This is a genomic window from Amycolatopsis sp. 505, assembly GCF_031625235.1.
Taxonomy (GTDB): Bacteria; Actinomycetota; Actinomycetes; order Mycobacteriales; family Pseudonocardiaceae; genus Amycolatopsis.
The window spans coordinates 365,411-382,101 of sequence record NZ_JACKQP010000009.1 but is presented as its reverse complement, the minus strand read 5'-3'; the positions used below and the strand labels follow the sequence as shown (position 1 = coordinate 382,101).

The 16,691-nt window shown below is 72.8% G+C and carries 12 protein-coding genes; 9 read left to right on the top strand and 3 right to left on the bottom strand.

Annotated elements, in window-relative coordinates; translation table 11 throughout:
• Positions 1-95 precede the first annotated feature (95 nt).
• From H5965_RS32650 to H5965_RS32640, 3 genes are read left to right on the top strand one after another with little or no spacing between them, the layout of a single operon-like run.
• Positions 96-1,667, top strand: coding sequence for a DAK2 domain-containing protein (locus H5965_RS32650; protein ID WP_310974621.1), 1,572 nt, complete (start codon positions 96-98; stop codon positions 1,665-1,667).
• Between the two features lie 3 nt (positions 1,668-1,670).
• Entirely contained in the window at positions 1,671-3,824 is a 2,154-nt protein-coding gene (gene recG, locus H5965_RS32645) for an ATP-dependent DNA helicase RecG (RefSeq protein ID WP_310974620.1), read from the top strand.
• Between the two features lie 47 nt (positions 3,825-3,871).
• Positions 3,872-4,285 carry a GNAT family N-acetyltransferase gene (locus tag H5965_RS32640; protein ID WP_310974619.1) on the top strand — a complete coding sequence of 138 codons (414 nt, stop codon included), beginning with the start codon at positions 3,872-3,874 and terminating at the stop codon, positions 4,283-4,285.
• Here H5965_RS32640 and H5965_RS32635 read toward each other — a convergent pair.
• Positions 4,266-4,880, bottom strand: coding sequence for a TetR/AcrR family transcriptional regulator (locus tag H5965_RS32635; protein ID WP_310974618.1), 615 nt, complete (start codon positions 4,878-4,880; stop codon positions 4,266-4,268). The genes H5965_RS32640 and H5965_RS32635 overlap by 20 nt on opposite strands.
• 31 nt (positions 4,881-4,911) lie before the next feature.
• Between H5965_RS32635 and H5965_RS32630 the strand changes: the two genes are divergently transcribed.
• The 5 genes from H5965_RS32630 (at position 4,912) to H5965_RS32610 (ending at position 13,903) form a co-directional block, all read left to right on the top strand.
• Complete coding sequence (locus H5965_RS32630; protein WP_310974617.1) at positions 4,912-6,045, top strand: erythromycin esterase family protein; 1,134 nt, start codon at positions 4,912-4,914, stop codon at positions 6,043-6,045.
• Positions 6,046-6,099: 54 nt separating this feature from the next.
• A complete protein-coding gene (locus H5965_RS32625) occupies positions 6,100-8,505 on the top strand; it encodes a caspase family protein (RefSeq protein ID WP_310974616.1) in 2,406 nt (801 codons plus the stop codon).
• Positions 8,506-8,548: 43 nt separating this feature from the next.
• On the top strand, positions 8,549-9,433 hold the full coding sequence (locus H5965_RS32620) for a S8 family peptidase (RefSeq protein ID WP_310974768.1): 885 nt from the start codon (positions 8,549-8,551) through the stop codon (positions 9,431-9,433).
• Between the two features lie 266 nt (positions 9,434-9,699).
• Positions 9,700-13,077 carry a pyruvate carboxylase gene (locus H5965_RS32615; protein WP_310974615.1) on the top strand — a complete coding sequence of 1,126 codons (3,378 nt, stop codon included), beginning with the start codon at positions 9,700-9,702 and terminating at the stop codon, positions 13,075-13,077.
• A 28-nt stretch (positions 13,078-13,105) separates the two neighbouring features.
• A complete protein-coding gene (locus tag H5965_RS32610) occupies positions 13,106-13,903 on the top strand; it encodes an arginase family protein (protein WP_310974614.1) in 798 nt (265 codons plus the stop codon).
• A gap of 94 nt (positions 13,904-13,997) precedes the next feature.
• Here the strand turns inward: H5965_RS32610 and H5965_RS32605 are convergent, their stop codons facing one another.
• Both H5965_RS32605 and H5965_RS32600 read right to left on the bottom strand, forming a co-directional pair.
• On the bottom strand, positions 13,998-14,360 hold the full coding sequence (locus H5965_RS32605; protein ID WP_310974613.1) for a GntR family transcriptional regulator: 363 nt from the start codon (positions 14,358-14,360) through the stop codon (positions 13,998-14,000).
• On the bottom strand, positions 14,357-15,052 hold the full coding sequence (locus tag H5965_RS32600; RefSeq protein ID WP_310974612.1) for a hypothetical protein: 696 nt from the start codon (positions 15,050-15,052) through the stop codon (positions 14,357-14,359). Before H5965_RS32600 ends, H5965_RS32605 begins: the two co-directional genes overlap by 4 nt.
• A gap of 308 nt (positions 15,053-15,360) precedes the next feature.
• Between H5965_RS32600 and H5965_RS32595 the strand changes: the two genes are divergently transcribed.
• Positions 15,361-16,650 carry a helix-turn-helix domain-containing protein gene (locus H5965_RS32595; protein WP_310974611.1) on the top strand — a complete coding sequence of 430 codons (1,290 nt, stop codon included), beginning with the start codon at positions 15,361-15,363 and terminating at the stop codon, positions 16,648-16,650.
• Positions 16,651-16,691 lie beyond the last annotated feature (41 nt).

The window sequence follows — 16,691 nt, the reverse complement described above, 5'->3', positions numbered from 1 at the left end:
GATGCACTGGGCAACTCGACCATAGTAACTACTGCGTTCCGGGCCCCCGGCACCGGGTCGATACGCTGCCCGGGGACCGGTCAGGAGGTTACGGGGTGCGGGTGCTGGACGCGGCGGCGGTGTCGGCCTGGGCGGCGGGCTGTGTGCACAGTCTTGCGAGCCTGCGGCCGGCCATCGACGAGATCAACGTCTACCCCGTCGCCGATTCCGACACCGGCTCCAACATGCTCTTCACGATGACCGGCGCCGCCCGCGAACTTTCCGGAGCCGTCCCGGAAACCGCCGCCGAGGCGCTGAAGATCCTCGCGCGGGGCGCGGTCGCCTCCGCCAAGGGCAACTCCGGCGTGATCCTCTCCCAGGTCGTGCGCGGGCTGGCCGACCGCGCCGAAGGCGACCTGGACGGCGCGTGGCTGGCTCGGGCGCTGGGGCACGCCGACGAGGTCGCCACCGGCGCCGTCAGCCGCCCGGTCGCCGGGACCATCCTGACCGTCCTGCACGCCGTCGCCCTCGCCGTGCGCGGGGACACGAGCCCGCTGCCCGAAGTCGCCGCGAAAGCCGCGAAAGAGGCCGCGCACGCCCTCGAGAAGACGCCCGAGCAGCTGCCCGCGCTGGCCCGGGCCGGGGTCGTCGACGCCGGCGCCCGCGGCCTGGTCGCCGTGCTCGACGCGCTGGTCGGCGTGCTCACCGGCGCCCCCGTCGAGCACAACCACGCCCTCGAGGCCCCCGCGCACGCCGAGGCCTACGCCTGGGAGGTCATGTACCTCCTGGACGGGGTCGAGGAAGCGAGCCTGCCGACCCTGCGCAAGGAGCTGAGCGGCCTCGGCGACAGCGTCACCGTGGCCGGCGACGGCTCGGGCAGCCACGCCGTGCACGTCCACTGCGCCGACATCGGAGCCGCCATCGAGGCCGGGCTGGCGCTGGGCCGCCCGCGCAAGATCCGGGTCGAACCCTTGCTCACGCCGACGCCGATCGAGCCGGGCGGCGGGATCGACCGCACGGTCGTCGCCGTCGTCCACGGCGGGGCACTGGCCGAGCTGCTGCGCGCCGAAAGCATCCCGGTGCTGGCCGTGCCCGAGGGCGGGACGCCGAGCGTCGAGGACATGATCGGCCTGCTCAACGAGGCCGCCGGGCAGCAGGTGACCGTGCTCCCGGGCAGCGTCGCCCTCACCGCCGCGGCCGACACCGCGGCCGGGCACGCGATGGCCGCCGACCGGGACGTCGTCGTCATCCCGTGCGCTTCGCCGGTGCAGGTGCTGGCCGCCCTGGCCGTGCACGACGCCGGGCGCCGCACCAACGACGACGTCGTCGCGATGGCCGAAGCGGCCGCCGCCACCAGGCGTGGCGAACTGCGGATCGCCCAGGAGGAGTCGCTAACCTGGGTGGGCCGGGCCCAGTCCGGTGACGTGGTCGGCCTGGTCGACGACGAGGTGGTGCTGATCGAGCCCGCGCCCGCGTCCGAGACGAACCTGGTCGCGGCCGCGATGAAGGTGCTGAACCGGATGCTGGCGCTCGGCGGCGAGCTGGTGACGGTGCTGAGCGGGGCGGCGGCCCCACCCGGGGTCGCCGGGGAACTCGCGGAGCAGCTGCGGGTGGAGCACCCGGAGGTGGAACTGACCAGCTACGCCAGCGGCCAGGCGGACGCCGTGCTGCTGATGGGAGTCGAATAGCGGATGGCCGGACTGCGCGACAAGCTGCCGTTGCTGCTGGGCGCCAAGACGGCGAAGGCGCTCGCCACGTCGCTGGACATCGAGACGGTCAGCGACCTGCTGCGCCACTACCCGCGCCGCTACGCCGAGCGCGGCGAGCTCACCGACATCCACGGCCTCGAGCTGGGCGAGCACGCCACCGTGCTGGCGCGTATCGAAAAGGTGAGCAAGCGGCGGATGAAGGCCCGCAACGGGACCATCCTCGACATGGTCATCACCGACGGCAAACGCCGGCTGACCTGCGCGTTCTTCAACCAGGCGTGGCGCGAGAAGGACCTCGTGCCGGGCAAGACCGGCCTGTTCGCCGGCAAGGTGTCGGCCTTCCGCGACACCCTGCAGCTGACCAACCCCGAGTACGAGCTGTTCGACGCCGAGAACGAAGCCGAGGCGATGGACAACTTCCTCGCCGCGATCATCCCGGTCTACCCGGCGGCGCAGGGCATGCCGACCTGGTCGATCGCCAAGTGCGTGCGGCAGGTCCTCGACGTCCTCGAGGTCGGCGACGACCCGATGCCCGCCGAGCTGCGGCGGCTGCACAAGCTGGCCGACCTCGACAACGCGCTGCGCGGCATCCACCGCCCGGAGAACTGGGCGCACCTGGAGGCGTCCCGCAAACGCCTGAAGTGGGACGAAGCGATGGCCGTCCAGCTGATCTTCGCGCAGCGGCGCCACTCGGCCATCTCGCGCCCGGCGAAGGCGAACGCGCACGTCAGCGGCGGCCTCTTGGACGCCTTCGACAAGCGGCTGCCCTTCGACCTGACCGCGGGCCAGCGGGGGATCGGCGACGAGATCGCCGCGGACCTGGCGTCCGAGCACCCGATGAACCGGCTGCTCCAGGGTGAGGTCGGCTCGGGCAAGACGGTCGTGGCGCTGCGGGCGATGCTGCAGGTCGTCGACAACGGGCGGCAGGCCGCCATGCTGGCCCCGACCGAAGTCCTCGCCGCGCAGCACGCGCGGTCGCTGCGGGAGATGCTCGGCGACCTCGGCCAGGCCGGCGAGCTGGGCGCGGCGGAGAACGCGACGAAGGTCACGCTGCTCACCGGGTCGATGGGCGCGAAGGAACGCAAGAAGGCGCTGCTGGAGATCGTCAGCGGCGAGGCGGGCATCGTCGTCGGCACGCACGCGCTGATCCAGGACCACGTCGAGTTCGCCGACCTCGGCCTCGCCGTCGTCGACGAGCAGCACCGCTTCGGTGTCGAGCAGCGGGACGCGCTGCGCACCCGAGGGTCCGGCGACACCAGCCCGCACGTCCTGGTCATGACCGCGACGCCGATCCCGCGCACGGTCGCGATGACCGTGTACGGCGACCTGGAAGTGTCGGCGCTGCGCGAGATGCCGGTCGGGCGGTCGCCGATCGCCACCACGGTCGTGCCGGTCGCCGAGAAACCCGCCTGGTTCGAGCGGATCTGGCAGCGCGTGCGCGAGGAGGTCGGCAAGGGGCACCAGGCGTACGTCGTCTGCCCGCGGATCGGCGACGAGCCGCCGTCGGACAAGAGCGACAAGCGCCCGCCGCTGGCGGTCCTCGAAGTCGCCCCCGAGCTGGAGCACGGGCCGCTGCAGGGCCTGAAGATCGGCGTGCTGCACGGCCGGATGCCGCCCGACGACAAGGACGCCGTGATGCGCGCGTTCTCGGCGGCCCAGCTGGACGTCCTGGTGGCCACCACGGTGATCGAGGTCGGCGTGAACGTGCCGAACGCCACCGCGATGGTGATCATGGACGCCGACCGGTTCGGCGTCAGCCAGCTGCACCAGCTGCGCGGCCGCGTCGGCCGGGGCAGCGTGCCGGGGCTGTGCCTGCTGGTCACCGAAACCTTGGACGGCACGGCGACTCGCGAGCGGCTGGCGGCGGTCGAGTCCACGACGGACGGCTTCGAGCTGTCCCGCCTCGACCTGGAGCTGCGTCGCGAAGGCGACATCCTCGGCGCCGCGCAGTCCGGGAAGCGGTCCACGCTCAAGCTGCTCTCGCTGCTGCGGGACGAGGACGTGATCGCCGCGTCCCGGGCGCTGGCGCAGGAGCTCGTCACGCAGGACCCGGAGCTGACGAAGTACCGCGGCCTCGCGCAGATGGTCGCCGACGTCGTCGACGTCGAGCGCGCGGAATACCTGGAGAAGAGCTGATCCGCGCGGCCACGGCCGCCGACGCCCCGGCGATCGGGCAGGTCCACGTGGCGTCCTGGCAGGCCGCGTACGCGGGTCAATTGCCGGACGACTTCCTCGCGGGCCTCTCGGCCGAGGAACGGGCCGTTTCCTGGGAACGGCGCATCCGCGACGGTGTCGGGCAGGTGCTGGTCCTCGAGGAGGACGGCGTCGTCGAGGGCTTCGCCGCCTTCTCGCCTTCGCAGCTGTACGCGCTGTACCTGCTGCCGCGCTGCTGGGGCCGCGGTCTCGGCCGGGCGCTGCACGACCGCGTCGTCGAAGCGATGTCCGGTGACCGCGCGATCCTGTGGGTGCTCGCGACCAACGAGCGGGCGAAGGCCTTCTACCGGCGGCAGCGCTGGGCGGACGACGGCGAGACCGCGACCGAGACCCTAGAAGGCGTCACCCTGGACGTGGTGCGGTTCAGCCGTCCGCTGCCGTGAAGACGCCGGCTTTCGCGGCAGCCGCGGCGGCCTTGGCGGCGAGGTCGGCGTCCCGCGGCGTCACGCCTTCCCGGGAGACGAACAGGCGGTAGAAGACCGGCCCGCAGGCCACGCGCACCGGCTCCACGGGATCGGTGCCGGGCGGGACTTCGCCGCGCTCGATCGCCCGGGCCACCGCGGCTCCGGAACGGGCGTGGCGGTCGACGTAGAACTCGCGCAGGGCGTCGGCCGCGCGCGGGGAGAGGAAGGCCGCCGAAACCGACGCCGTGGGCAGCTCGCGCTCGCCCGGGGTGGTGAAGTAGCGCACCAGCTCCAGGTTGATCGCGCGCAGGTCGCCTTCGAGGGACCCGGTGTCCGGCACCGCCCACTCCTGCTCGGCGCCCATCAGCAGGGCGGCCGCGACCAGGCCTTCGGCGGACTCCCAGCGGCGGTAGAGCGTCGTCTTGTGCACGCCGGAGCGTTCGGCGACCGCTTCGACGGTGAGTTCCAGGTACCCGCGTTCGCCGAGCAGCTCCAAGGTGGCGTTGAGCGCGGCGAGGCGGGTCCGCTCGGTGCGGCCGCCCGGACGCTTGATCCCGGAAATCTCGGTTGCCAACTGCTACTCCTGTTGCGTTAGTGTGCCCAGTATGACAGGAACCGTCGCCGTTGCCGAAATCGCCGAGCTGATCGGCGACGCCGAAGTCGTCGCCATCGGCGAGAACAACCATCACATCCGCGAGTTCGGTGTGCTGCGCGACCGCCTCCTGCGTCACCTGGTCACCGAACGCGGGTTCACCGTGCTCGGGTTCGAAGGCGGCTTCGCGGAGGGGCACCTGGTCGACGCGTGGCTGCAGGGCGGCCCGGGCGAGGTCGCCGACATCGCCCGGGACGGGTTCACGTTCGGTCTCGGCGACTCGGCCGAGGTGCACGAGATGCTGACCTGGCTGCGCGGCCGGGGCGTCCGGTTCTCCGGCCTCGACGTGCCGAGCTCGGCGGGCTCGCCGGTGCCGTCCCTGCAGGCGTTACGGGCGGAGGTCCTGCGCGTGGACCCGGCCAATGTGTCGCTTGTGGACAACGCACTGGCCGCGTGCGAGCCGTATGCGTCGGTGAGCAGCGCGGTCGCGCCGGGGCGCTACGGTGCCATGAGCACGGAAGCGCGGGATGCCGCGACGACGGCGTTGACTGTCCTCAAAGGACACGTGGCGTCCCTCGGCTACGGTGCGGTGGCCGCGCACCACGCGGAGGGCGCGCTGCGCGTCGACCTGTACCTGCGGGAGCTCGACGCGCTGATGGCGGGCCGCGCACCCGAGCCGCAGAGCTCGTCGCGGGACACGTACATGGCGGCCACCGTCCGCCTGCTGCGGCGGCGGTTCCCGGGCGAGAAGATCGTGCTGATGATCCACAACGGACACCTCCAGCGCGTCCCGTTCTCGCCGATGCCGGGCATGACGGCGCCGTCGGCGGGCACCCACCTGGCCGCGGAGCTGGGGGACCGCTATTTCGCGCTGGCCCTGACCGCCGTCTCGGGGACGACGACCGGCCTGGCCCCCGACCCGGCGTACCCGCTGGGGTTCCGGATGTTCGAGCAGGCCTTGGGCGAGCCGGTTTCCGGGAGTGTCGAGGCGGTGCTGGCTCCGCGGGCACCGTGCGTGGTGGCGCACCCCGCGGCGTCGAGCATCCGGCACGCGCACATGACGCCCGCGGTGGACGTCGCGGCCGCCTGGGACGCCGTCGTCTGCCTGGAGGAGCAGGAAACGATTTTCGCGGGCACTGCCGAATAGGTGTGCCCGTTCGGCTGATTGCCGCAGCGCGCGCGAAGGGCGTTTCCTACCGGTATGGCCGGGCGGAGGCGCGCGCTGATCGTCGCCAACGGCGAGTACGACAACGCGGGGTTGCAGCGGCTGGGCTCGCCCGCGGCGGACGCCGACGCCCTGGCCGGGGTGCTCGCCGACCGGGCGATCAGCGACTTCGAGGTTTCCGTGGTGCGGAACGAGACCGCACACGTGGTCCAGGCGGAGATCGAGGACCTCTGCCTGGAGGGCAAGCCCGACGACGTCCTCCTGATGCACTTCTCGTGCCACGGGTTGAAGGACGACGCGGGCGGGCTCTATTTCGCGGCCCGCAACACGCGCCCGGACCGCCTGCGGTCGACGGCGGTGCCGGCGGACTTCGTGCAGCAGTGCATCCGGCAGAGCCGGTCGCGCAGCATCGTGCTGCTGCTGGACTGCTGTTACGGAGGGGCGTTCGGCCAGGGCGTGGCGGTCCGCGCGTCGGGCGACGCGAACGTCCTGGACAGCTTCCGCGGCGGCCGTGGGCGCGCGGTGATCACGGCGTCCAATTCGATCGAGTACGCGTTCGAGGGGGCGACGCTGGCCTCGGACCAGCCGGCCCGGCCATCGGTGTTCACCTCGGCGTTGGTGGAGGGCTTGCGCACGGGCGAAGCGGACCGCGACGAGGACGGCTTGATCGCGCTGGGCGAGCTGTACGAGTACTTGTTCGACCGCGTCCGCGAGCGCAATCCCAAGCAGACGCCGAGCCGCGACATCGAGATGCAGGGCGAGCTGTACCTGGCCAAGAGCAGGCGCCGCCGCATCAAGCCGTCCCCGATCCCCCCGGACCTGGCGGCGGCGATCGCGGCGGAGAACCCGTTCACCAGGCTGGGCGCGGTGGCAGAGTTGCGCCGGCGCTTGTCGAGCCCGAACCTCCCGGTGGCCATGGGGGCATTCGAGGCGCTCCGGGCAATGGCCTCGACGGACATCGAGCACGTGGCAGCGGCGGCTTCGGACGCGCTGTCGTCCGCGGTGGTGCGGGTGGACGTTCCGTCGGTGCGCTTGTCGGCTGCGGCGGGATCGTCGGCATCGGGGACGTTGAGGGTGCTGGGCCCACCGGTGGCGCGGGAGGTGCGGTTCGAGGCCGCGGAGCCGTGGATCGGAGTGAGGGAGGTGCCCGGCGGGGCGGAGCTCGCGGTGACGGCGGGGTCGTCGGGGGTGCGGAGCGGGCAGGTGGTGGTGCGCGGGCCGACCGGGGATGTCGTGGTGGCGGTGGAGATCGAGGCGCTGCCGGTGGTGGGGCCGGAGGTGGTCGCGGGGGAAGCCGCGCCTGCGCCCGCGACCGCTGGGGAGGCTGAGCCCGCGCGAGCCTCCGGCCCGCCCGCCACCGGCCCCGCGGCGACCGCGGCCGCGACCGCGGCCGCGGCGGAGCCGGCGCCGGTGACACCCGAGCGCCCGCAAGCCTCCGAACCGCCCACCACCGCGCCGGGCACCGTGGCCGCGCCGGTGGCGGCCGGGGAAGCCGCACCTGCGGTCCCCGGCAAAGTCGAGCCCGCGCGAGCCTCCGAACCGCCCGTCACCCAAGCCCTTGCTTCCGGGCTACCCAGCCGGCCGGGTGCCGTGGATCCCGTGGGCGGGTTCGCCGGGGTGGCCGCGGTCGCCGGCTCGGTGTTCGCCGTGGTCGGGTTGCCGCTCAAGTACCGCTGGGACAGCTACACCCTCGCCGAATACCGCCCCGGCATGGAGTACTACGTGTGGCTCGTGGCCGCCTGCGCCCTGCTCGCCGGGCTGCTCACCCTCGCCCCGCGAACAAGAGCGCGGACCGGCCCCGCCCTCCTGGTCGGCGTCGGGCTCGGCGCGCTGTTCGGGCTGGCCCGGTTCGTCGGCGAGAGCGTCACCCTGTCCGCGGCCACGGCCGCCGGCCCGCCGGGCACCGGGATCACCCTGGCCGGGTTCGTCGCCTCCGACTCTTCGGGCACCGGGCTGAACGCCGGCTTCACCTTCGTCCTCCTCGCGCACATCGCGTGGGTGCTCGCCGGGGCCTGCGCGCTGGTGGCGCTGCGCCGGAACCGCGCCGTCGCGCTGGGGCCGGTGCGCGGGTGGGCGGCCTGGGCGGCGATCGGGCTCGGCGTGCTGCTCGGCGCCGGGTGGATCGCCCAGCTCGTCGAACTGTCCGCCTACGACGCCGACAGCGCCGGCCGCAACGCCGCCTACTACGTGCTCGGCGCCCTGCTGGCCGTCCTCGTTCCCGTCGTCGCCGTGGTGCTGAGCCCGCGTCCGGTCGGCTGCCTGGTGCTGGCGTCGGGCGTCGCCGGCCTGGCCGGGATCCTCGGGCCGACCTTCGCCGTGCTGGTGGACTACTCCTCGCTGACCTACGCGGGCCAGGTGATCGCCGTGTCGGCGCTCGTGCTGCTGGCCGTCGACACCGCGGTGCTCGCGCGGCGGAATCAGCCGAACGGGCGACAGGCCTGAGTTGTCCCCCGGGGCCCACCGGGGTACCACGACGATCATGAGGATGCTTCTCGCGGCGGTGGCCGTGCTCGCCGGGCAGGTCTCGACCGGCGGGGTGCAGCCCGATCCGCCCAGCTGGGGGCTCGACCGGATCGACCAGCGGACCGGCCTCGACCACGCCTACCACTACGCGAGCGACGCCTCGGGCGTCACGATCTACGTCATCGACAGCGGCGTCGACGCGAAGCACCCCGACTTCCAGGGCCGCGTCGCGCCCGGGCGGGACTTCCTCAAGGGTGGGTCCGACACGTCCGACGTCAACGGCCACGGCACCCGCCTCGCCGGCATCGCCGCGGGCAAGGACTACGGCGTCGCGAAGGGCGCGCAGATCGTGCCGGTGCGGGTGCTCGACAAGGACGGCGGCGGCGCGACCGACCAGATCATCGCGGGCATCGACTGGGTCGCGCAAAACGCCCAGCAGCCGGCGGTCGCGGTCCTGGGCATCGGCGGTGTGCCGAACGACCAGCTCGACGCGGCGGTGAAGCGCCTGGCGGCGGTGGTCCCGATCGCGGTGCCGGCGGGCAGCGAGACGGCCGACGCGAGCGGCTTCTCTCCGGGCCGGGTGCCGGAGGCCCTGACGGTGGCGGCCGCCGACGCCCAGGACCGCCCGGACAAGACCTCGAACTCGGGCCAGGACGTCGACCTGTACGCGCCGGGGAGCGACATCCCGTCCCCGATCGCGGGCGGGACGAGCGCCGGGCCGGAATCGGGCACCTCGATGGCGGCGGCCTTCGCGGCGGGGGTGGCGGCGGTGTACCGGGCCCAGCACCCGGAGGAGACGCCGGCGCGGGTGGACGAGGCGTTGGTCCGCGCGGCGACGCCGGACGTGCTGACGGGCGTTCCGGACGGGACGGCAAACCGGCTGCTGTACGCGCCGCCGGCGGGCTGAGGTGCGGTATCGGCACCGCCGACCGGCTCCGGCTCGGGGTTGTCCACAACGCGGCCGAGGTGTGGACGGTCTGCCTGATCTGCGACTTTTCTGGCTTCAGTGGCGGTCGAGCCCGATAGGATGGACCTCGTTCAGGACTGCCACCAGGGCTGACCACCGAACCCCCTGGTCCGCATGATGTCCATCACCCGGGACTGAACTCCCGCAGAGCGGGAAGAACCGGGTAACGTGCGTTGACTTACCGATCCAAGAGGGAAGGACCGGGCATGTTCCGCAAGGTTCTGGTGGCCAACCGCGGGGAGATCGCGATCCGGGCGTTCCGCGCCGGCTACGAACTCGGTGCCGGCACGGTTGCCGTGTTTCCGCACGAAGACCGCAACTCGCTGCACCGCCTGAAGGCCGATGAGGCGTACGAGATCGGCGAACCCGGTCACCCCGTGCGCGCCTACCTCTCGGTCGACGAGATCGTCGCCGCCGCGAAGAAGGCGAAAGCCGATGCCGTCTACCCCGGCTACGGCTTCCTCTCCGAGAACCCCGATCTCGCGCGCGCGTGCGAAGAAGCGGGTATCACCTTCGTGGGCCCGAGCGCCGAGATTCTCGAACTCACCGGTAACAAAGCCCGTGCCGTCAAGGCCGCGCGCGAGGCCGGTGTTCCGGTGCTCGGTTCGTCCGAACCCTCCAGCGACGTCGACGCCCTGGTCGCGGCGGCCGACGAGCTCGGCTTCCCCGTCTTCGTCAAGGCCGTCGCCGGCGGTGGCGGGCGCGGCATGCGCCGCGTCGAGGACCCCGCCCAGCTGCGGGAGTCCATCGAGGCCGCCGCGCGGGAGGCCGAGTCCGCCTTCGGCGATCCGACCGTCTTCCTCGAGAAGGCCGTCGTCGAGCCGCGGCACATCGAGGTGCAGATCCTCGCCGACGGCGAAGGCAACGTCATCCACCTCTTCGAGCGCGACTGCTCCGTGCAGCGGCGCCACCAGAAGGTCGTCGAGCTCGCCCCCGCCCCGAACCTCGACCCCGAGCTGCGCGACCGCATCTGCGCCGACGCCGTCAAGTTCGCCCGGCAGATCGGCTACCGCAACGCCGGCACCGTGGAGTTCCTGCTCGACAAGCACGGCAAGCACGTCTTCATCGAGATGAACCCGCGCATCCAGGTCGAGCACACGGTCACCGAAGAGGTCACCGACGTCGACCTCGTGCAGTCGCAGCTGCGGATCGCCTCCGGCGAGACCCTCGCCGACCTCGGGCTGTCGCAGGACAAGATCTACCTGCGCGGCGCCGCCCTCCAGTGCCGCATCACCACCGAAGACCCGGCCAACGGCTTCCGCCCGGACACCGGCATGATCTCCGCCTACCGCTCGCCGGGCGGCTCCGGCATCCGGCTCGACGGCGGCACCGCTTTCTCCGGCACCGAGATCAGCGCCCACTTCGACTCGCTGCTGGTCAAGCTCACCTGCCGCGGCCGCGACTTCAAGACCGCCGTCGGCCGCGCGCGCCGGGCCGTCGCCGAGTTCCGGATCCGCGGCGTCGCCACGAACATCCCGTTCCTGCAGGCCGTCCTCGACGACCCGGACTTCCGCGCCGGCCGCGTCACGACGTCGTTCATCGAACAGCGCCCGCAGCTGCTCACCGCGCGGCAGTCCGCCGACCGCGGCACGCGGCTGCTGACCTACCTCGCCGACCAGACGGTCAACAAGCCGCACGGCGAGCGCCCGAAGACGCCGGACGCCACGATCAAGCTGCCGAAGCTCCCGAAGGACGCCCAGCCCGCGCCCGGGTCGAAGCAGAAGCTCGCCGAGCTGGGCCCGGCCGGGTTCGCCGAGTGGCTGCGGAAGTCGCCGCACATCGGCGTCACCGACACGACCTTCCGCGACGCGCACCAGTCGCTGCTCGCCACCCGCGTCCGCACCAAGGACCTCCTGGCGGTGGCGCCGGTCGTCGCGAACACGCTCCCCGAACTGCTGTCGCTGGAGTGCTGGGGCGGCGCGACCTACGACGTGGCGTTGCGGTTCCTCGCCGAGGACCCGTGGGAGCGCCTGGCCGCGCTGCGCGAGGCCGTGCCGAACATCTGCCTGCAGATGCTGCTGCGCGGGCGCAACACCGTCGGGTACACGCCGTACCCGACGGAGGTCACCACCGCCTTCGTCCAGGAGGCCACGAAGACCGGCATCGACATCTTCCGGATCTTCGACGCCCTCAACGACGTCGAGCAGATGCGCCCGGCCATCGAAGCCGTGCGCGAGACCGGGTCCGCCGTCGCCGAGGTGGCGCTCTGCTACACCTCGGACCTGTCCGACCCGGGCGAGAAGCTCTACACGCTCGACTACTACCTCAAGCTGGCCGAGCAGATCGTCGGCGCCGGGGCGCACGTCCTGGCGATCAAGGACATGGCCGGGCTGCTGCGCGCGCCCGCGGCGACCAAGCTGGTCACCGCGCTGCGCAAGGAGTTCGACCTGCCGGTGCACATCCACACCCACGACACCGCGGGCGGCCAGCTGGCCACCTACCTCGCGGCGATCAACGCGGGCGCGGACGCCGTCGACGGCGCGGTCTCGTCGATGGCGGGCACGACGTCGCAGCCGTCGCTGTCCTCGATCGTGGCGGCCACCGACCACTCGGCCCGCACCACCGGGCTGGACCTGCGGGCGATCGGCGACCTGGAGCCGTACTGGGAGAGCGTGCGCAAGATCTACGCGCCGTTCGAGGCCGGGCTGGCGTCGCCCACCGGGCGCGTCTACGACCACGAAATCCCCGGCGGGCAGCTGTCGAACCTGCGCACCCAGGCCATCGCGCTCGGCCTGGGCGACCGGTTCGAGGACATCGAGGCGATGTACGCCGCCGCGGACAAGATCCTCGGCCACCTGGTGAAGGTGACGCCGTCGTCGAAGGTCGTCGGCGACCTCGCGCTGCACCTGGTCGGCGCCGGGGTCTCGCCGGCCGACTTCGAGGCGGAGCCGAACAAGTTCGACATCCCCGACTCGGTGATCGGCTTCCTGCGCGGCGAGCTCGGCGACCCGCCGGGCGGCTGGCCGGAGCCGTTCCGCACCAAGGCCCTCGAAGGCCGCGCGGCGGCGAAACCGGTCGTCGAACTGTCCGAAGAGGACCGTGCCGCGCTGGCCGCGGAACCGCGCCGGACGCTCAACCGGCTGCTGTTCCCCGGCCCGACGAAGGAGTTCGAGGCGCACCGCGAGGCCTACGGCGACACGTCGGTGCTGCCCAGCAAGGACTTCTTCTACGGGCTGCGGCCGGGCGAGGAGTACCCGGTCGACCTCGAGCCGGGCGTGCGGCTGCTCATCGAGCTGGAAGCGATCGGCGAGGCCGACGAGCGCGGCGTCCGCACGGTGATGTCGACGCTGAACGGCCAGCTGCGGCCGATCCAGATCCGCGACCGCTCGATCGCCTCGGACGTCCCGGCGACGGAGAAGGCCGAGAAGGGCAACCCGAAGCAGATCGCGGCGCCGTTCGCGGGCGTGGTGACGTTGCAGGTCGCCGAGGGCGACACGGTCGAAGCCGGCGCGACGGTGGCGACGATCGAGGCGATGAAGATGGAGGCCTCGATCACGGCGTCGGCCGGCGGCAAGGTGGCCCGGCGGGCGATCACCGCGGTGCAGCAGGTCGAAGGCGGTGACCTCCTGCTGGTCCTCGAGTGAGCGTTGCGCCGGGCGATACGCTCGGCGGATGCTCATCAACGCGGTACCGCAACGGCAGGGCGCGGCCGGGCCGCGCGCGGCGGAGCTGCCGGACGGCTGTGTGGCCCTCGCGGAGCTGGCCGGGCACGTGCTCGGCCGGCCCGTGCACCACGTCCGGCAGACCCGGGCGGTGTCCGAAGTGGACCGTGGGGTGTTCTCCCGCGCGGTGCTGACCGGCCCGAACCGGGCGGCCCAGCTGGCGGCCCTGGAGGCCCCGGGCGGCCCGGTCCTGACGATCGGCGGCGACTGCGGTGTCGAGCTGGTCCCGATCGGCGTCGCGCGGTTCCGCCACGGTCCCGCCCTGGGCGTCGCCTGGTTCGACGCCCACCCGGACCTGAACACGGCGGAATCGTCGCCGTCGGGGGCGTTCCACGGGATGGTGCTGCGGTCGCTGCTGGGCGAGGGCGACCCGGAGTTCGCGGCGGACCCGGCCCTGGAGCCCGGCCGGGTGGCCCTCGCCGGGACGCGCGTGTTCGACCCGGAGGAAGAGGCGGCGGTGGGCCGGGGCCTGGCGGTGCGGTCCGTGGCCGCGTTGACGGGCGTGGAGAAGCTGTACGTGCACGTGGACCTCGACGTGCTGGACGCGCGCGAGTTCGCGGGGCTGAACTACCCGGAACCGGACGGCTGGACGATCGAGCGGCTGGTGTCGGAACTGGACGCCCTGGCCCGGTTCGAGGTGGTCGGGGCCGGGATCACGGAGTGCGTGGGGACACCGCGCGAGGTCGAGGTCCTGGAGCCGGTGGTCGCCGCGATCGGGCGGCTGCTCGTGAGTGGCAAAGCGGGTTAGAACCCGCCTTACCGCTCACGACCGGCGGGGCGTGGCGGTGTCGTGCGCCCTCAGCCCGGCCAGGCGGGGCGCTGCGGGCGCCGGGGAGTGCGGCTCAGCGCGGCCAAGCGGCCCGGATCGCCTTCACCGCGGCCTCCTCGTCCGCGCCGAGGTCCCGGGCCTGGGCCGTGAACTCCGCGGCCGCCGCGGCCAGCAGGGCCTCGCGGTCGGGGCGGCCCGACGGGACCGTCACCACCGTGCCGCGGGCGCGGGCTGTCGCCACCCAGCCCGCCGCCTCCAGCTCGCGGTACGCCCTCGCCACCGTTCCCGATGCCAAGCCCAGATCCCGGGCCAGCTGGCGGATCGGCGGCAATCTGGTCCCCTCCGGCAGCGCACCCGTCGTCGCCGCGCGGATCACCTGGTCGTGGACCTGCCGCCACGGCGGTACGCCGTTCTCGGTGTCGACGACGATCTTCACGCCGTCGCCGGCCGGTGTTTCGCCGGGGCCGTCACCGCCAGGAACGCCGCCAGGCCGGCCACGACCGCCAGGAACGACCCGAAGTCGCCCACCGGCCAGCCGATCGCCGTGCACGCGCCGATGCCCAGGCCGACCGCCACCCGCGCGCTGCGGCAGCGCAGCGCCAGATCGGCCCGCGCCGCGCCCACCGCCGGGCGGCGCACCGCCAGCAGCGTGATCGCCGCGCTGACCAGCGCCGTGCCCGCGGCCACCGCCAGCAGCTTCCACTGCGCCGTCAGCCCCAGGTGCAGCAGCGATCCCGCGGCCGCCAGCACGCCCAGCACCAGGATCCACGCCGGGACGACCCCGAGCAGCGTCCGCGGCGCCAGTTCGGCCTCGCGGCGCGGGCCGCGGGACGGGCGCTGCGCGAACAGCTCGGCGATCAGGCCACCCAGCAGCAGCGTCGCCAGGATCGAGCCCGTCGTCGTGTCGTCGAGCAGCGGCGGGATCGCCAGGAACAGCCACGGGTACCAGAGCCGCCGCCGCTTGAGGTAGCGGACGGCGAGGTCGACCTCTCCGGCGTCGGGCTCGGCCACGCCCCACCGCTCCAGCAAGCGCTTACCGTGCTTCTGCCCCGGCCAGAGCACGATCAGGATCGCCAGCCCGATCACGCCCGTGAACAAGGCGACGGCGAGCACGTTGTCCCACGGCATGCGGTACCTCCTCGGCTTGTATCAACCACATGATACAAGATTCCGGCGTAACCGCAGCGCGGGCCGGTCGTTGGAGGTTCGTCCGTTCGTACGCACGCCACCGTGCAGTCGGCGGGACACTTGTCAGCCGATCGCAGCCGAGCGGCGAAAAATTGTCACGGCGATGACAACAAATCGGTTTTCTTTCACGGGTGTGACACGTTTGGCGTTAGTTTTTCGATGTGTCGGTTGTCATCCGTGCAACAGGCACGGTCACCCGGCCGTGGGAACCCGCGACCGGAGTCCCGGGGCGGAGCAAAGGAGCTGCGATGTCGGTGGAGCGCGGATTCGATCACGCTGCGCCGCCGCCCACCGCCGCTCTACCGCGCAAGCTGGCCGACATCCTGCGGCCGGAACTGGCGAGTCTCGCTGCTGAAATCGTCGAAGAAATCCGCGCGACCATCCCGGCGTACGCGCGTCCGCTCGACGGCCCCTACGGCAAGTCGATCCGGGCCGGCGTCGAATACGCGATCACGTTGTTCGTCGCGCAGATCGCCGACCCGACGGTGTCGAAGGAACAGTCCCACGAGGTGCACCACCGCCTGGGGCAGAACGAAATGCGCGAAGGCCGCAGCCTCGACACGCTGCAGTCGGCCTACCGCGTGGGCGCGCGGGTGTCGTGGCGGCGCATCATGCGCGTCGGGCGGCGCAGCGGCCTTTCCTCGGCGGTGATGTCCCAGCTGGCCGACGCGATGCTGGCGTTCATGGACGAGCTCGCGTCCGTCGCGCTCGACGGCTACCTGGAAGCCAAGGCGCGCACGGCGGGAGCGCTGGACACCTGGCGCCGCAAGCTGCTCCACCTGATCCTCGAGACGCCACCCGCCTCCCCGAAAGCGATTGCCGAGCTGGCCCAGCTGATCGGCTGGCCGGTCCCGTCCGACGCGACCCCGGTCGCGGTCTGCCCCGCGGGCGGTGTCGCCCCGGCCCGCCGGCACGCGGGACTGGACGCCGACGTCCTCGCCGAACTCGACACGCCGGACCCGAAACTGGTCGTCCCGGGCGAGCTGAGCAGCGCCCGCCTGGCCGCGCTGCAGGTGGCGCTGCCGGACTGCCGCCTGGCGATCGGCCCGTGCGTCCCGCTGGCTTCGGTCGCGGATTCCCTGCGCTGGGCCCGGAACGCGCTGCAGCTGGCCGAGCGCGGCGTCCTGGCGGCGCGCCCGGTGCTGCGCGCGGAGGAGCACCTGGCGACGCTGCTGGTCAACTCGGACACGGGCCTGGTCGGCACGCTGCGGCACCGCTTGTTCGCGCCGCTGGCCGACATGACGGGCAAGCAGCAGGAGCGGCTCCTGGAGACCCTGCGGGCGTGGCTGGACAGCCAGGGCAACGTGGTGGAGATCGCCGAGCGCCTGGGCGTGCACCCGCAGACGGTCCGCTACCGCATGCGCCAGCTGCAGGCGACGTTCGGCGACAGCCTGCGCGACCCGGCGGCGCGCTTCGAGATGGAACTGGCGCTGCGGGCCGGGGCGGCGCCGCTGCCGCTGCGGTACCCGGTGAGCGAGCTGCTGCCGTCGCCGAGGACGGGCGGCTCGCGTCCACAATGGACGTCGCAACAGCCGTGACGGCGAGGTCCACAGTGGACCCCCGGTGGCCGGTAAGGTCA

Coding starts and splice junctions, on each gene's coding strand:
- recG (WP_310974620.1), top strand. CDS start 1,671: ATGGCCGGACTGCGCGACAAGCTGCCGTTGCTGCTGGGCGCCAAGACG.
- H5965_RS32630 (WP_310974617.1), top strand. CDS start 4,912: ATGACAGGAACCGTCGCCGTTGCCGAAATCGCCGAGCTGATCGGCGAC.
- H5965_RS32625 (WP_310974616.1), top strand. CDS start 6,100: ATGGCCGGGCGGAGGCGCGCGCTGATCGTCGCCAACGGCGAGTACGAC.
- H5965_RS32620 (WP_310974768.1), top strand. CDS start 8,549: ATGCTTCTCGCGGCGGTGGCCGTGCTCGCCGGGCAGGTCTCGACCGGC.
- H5965_RS32615 (WP_310974615.1), top strand. CDS start 9,700: ATGTTCCGCAAGGTTCTGGTGGCCAACCGCGGGGAGATCGCGATCCGG.
- H5965_RS32610 (WP_310974614.1), top strand. CDS start 13,106: ATGCTCATCAACGCGGTACCGCAACGGCAGGGCGCGGCCGGGCCGCGC.
- H5965_RS32600 (WP_310974612.1), bottom strand. CDS start 15,052: ATGCCGTGGGACAACGTGCTCGCCGTCGCCTTGTTCACGGGCGTGATC.
- H5965_RS32595 (WP_310974611.1), top strand. CDS start 15,361: ATGTCGGTGGAGCGCGGATTCGATCACGCTGCGCCGCCGCCCACCGCC.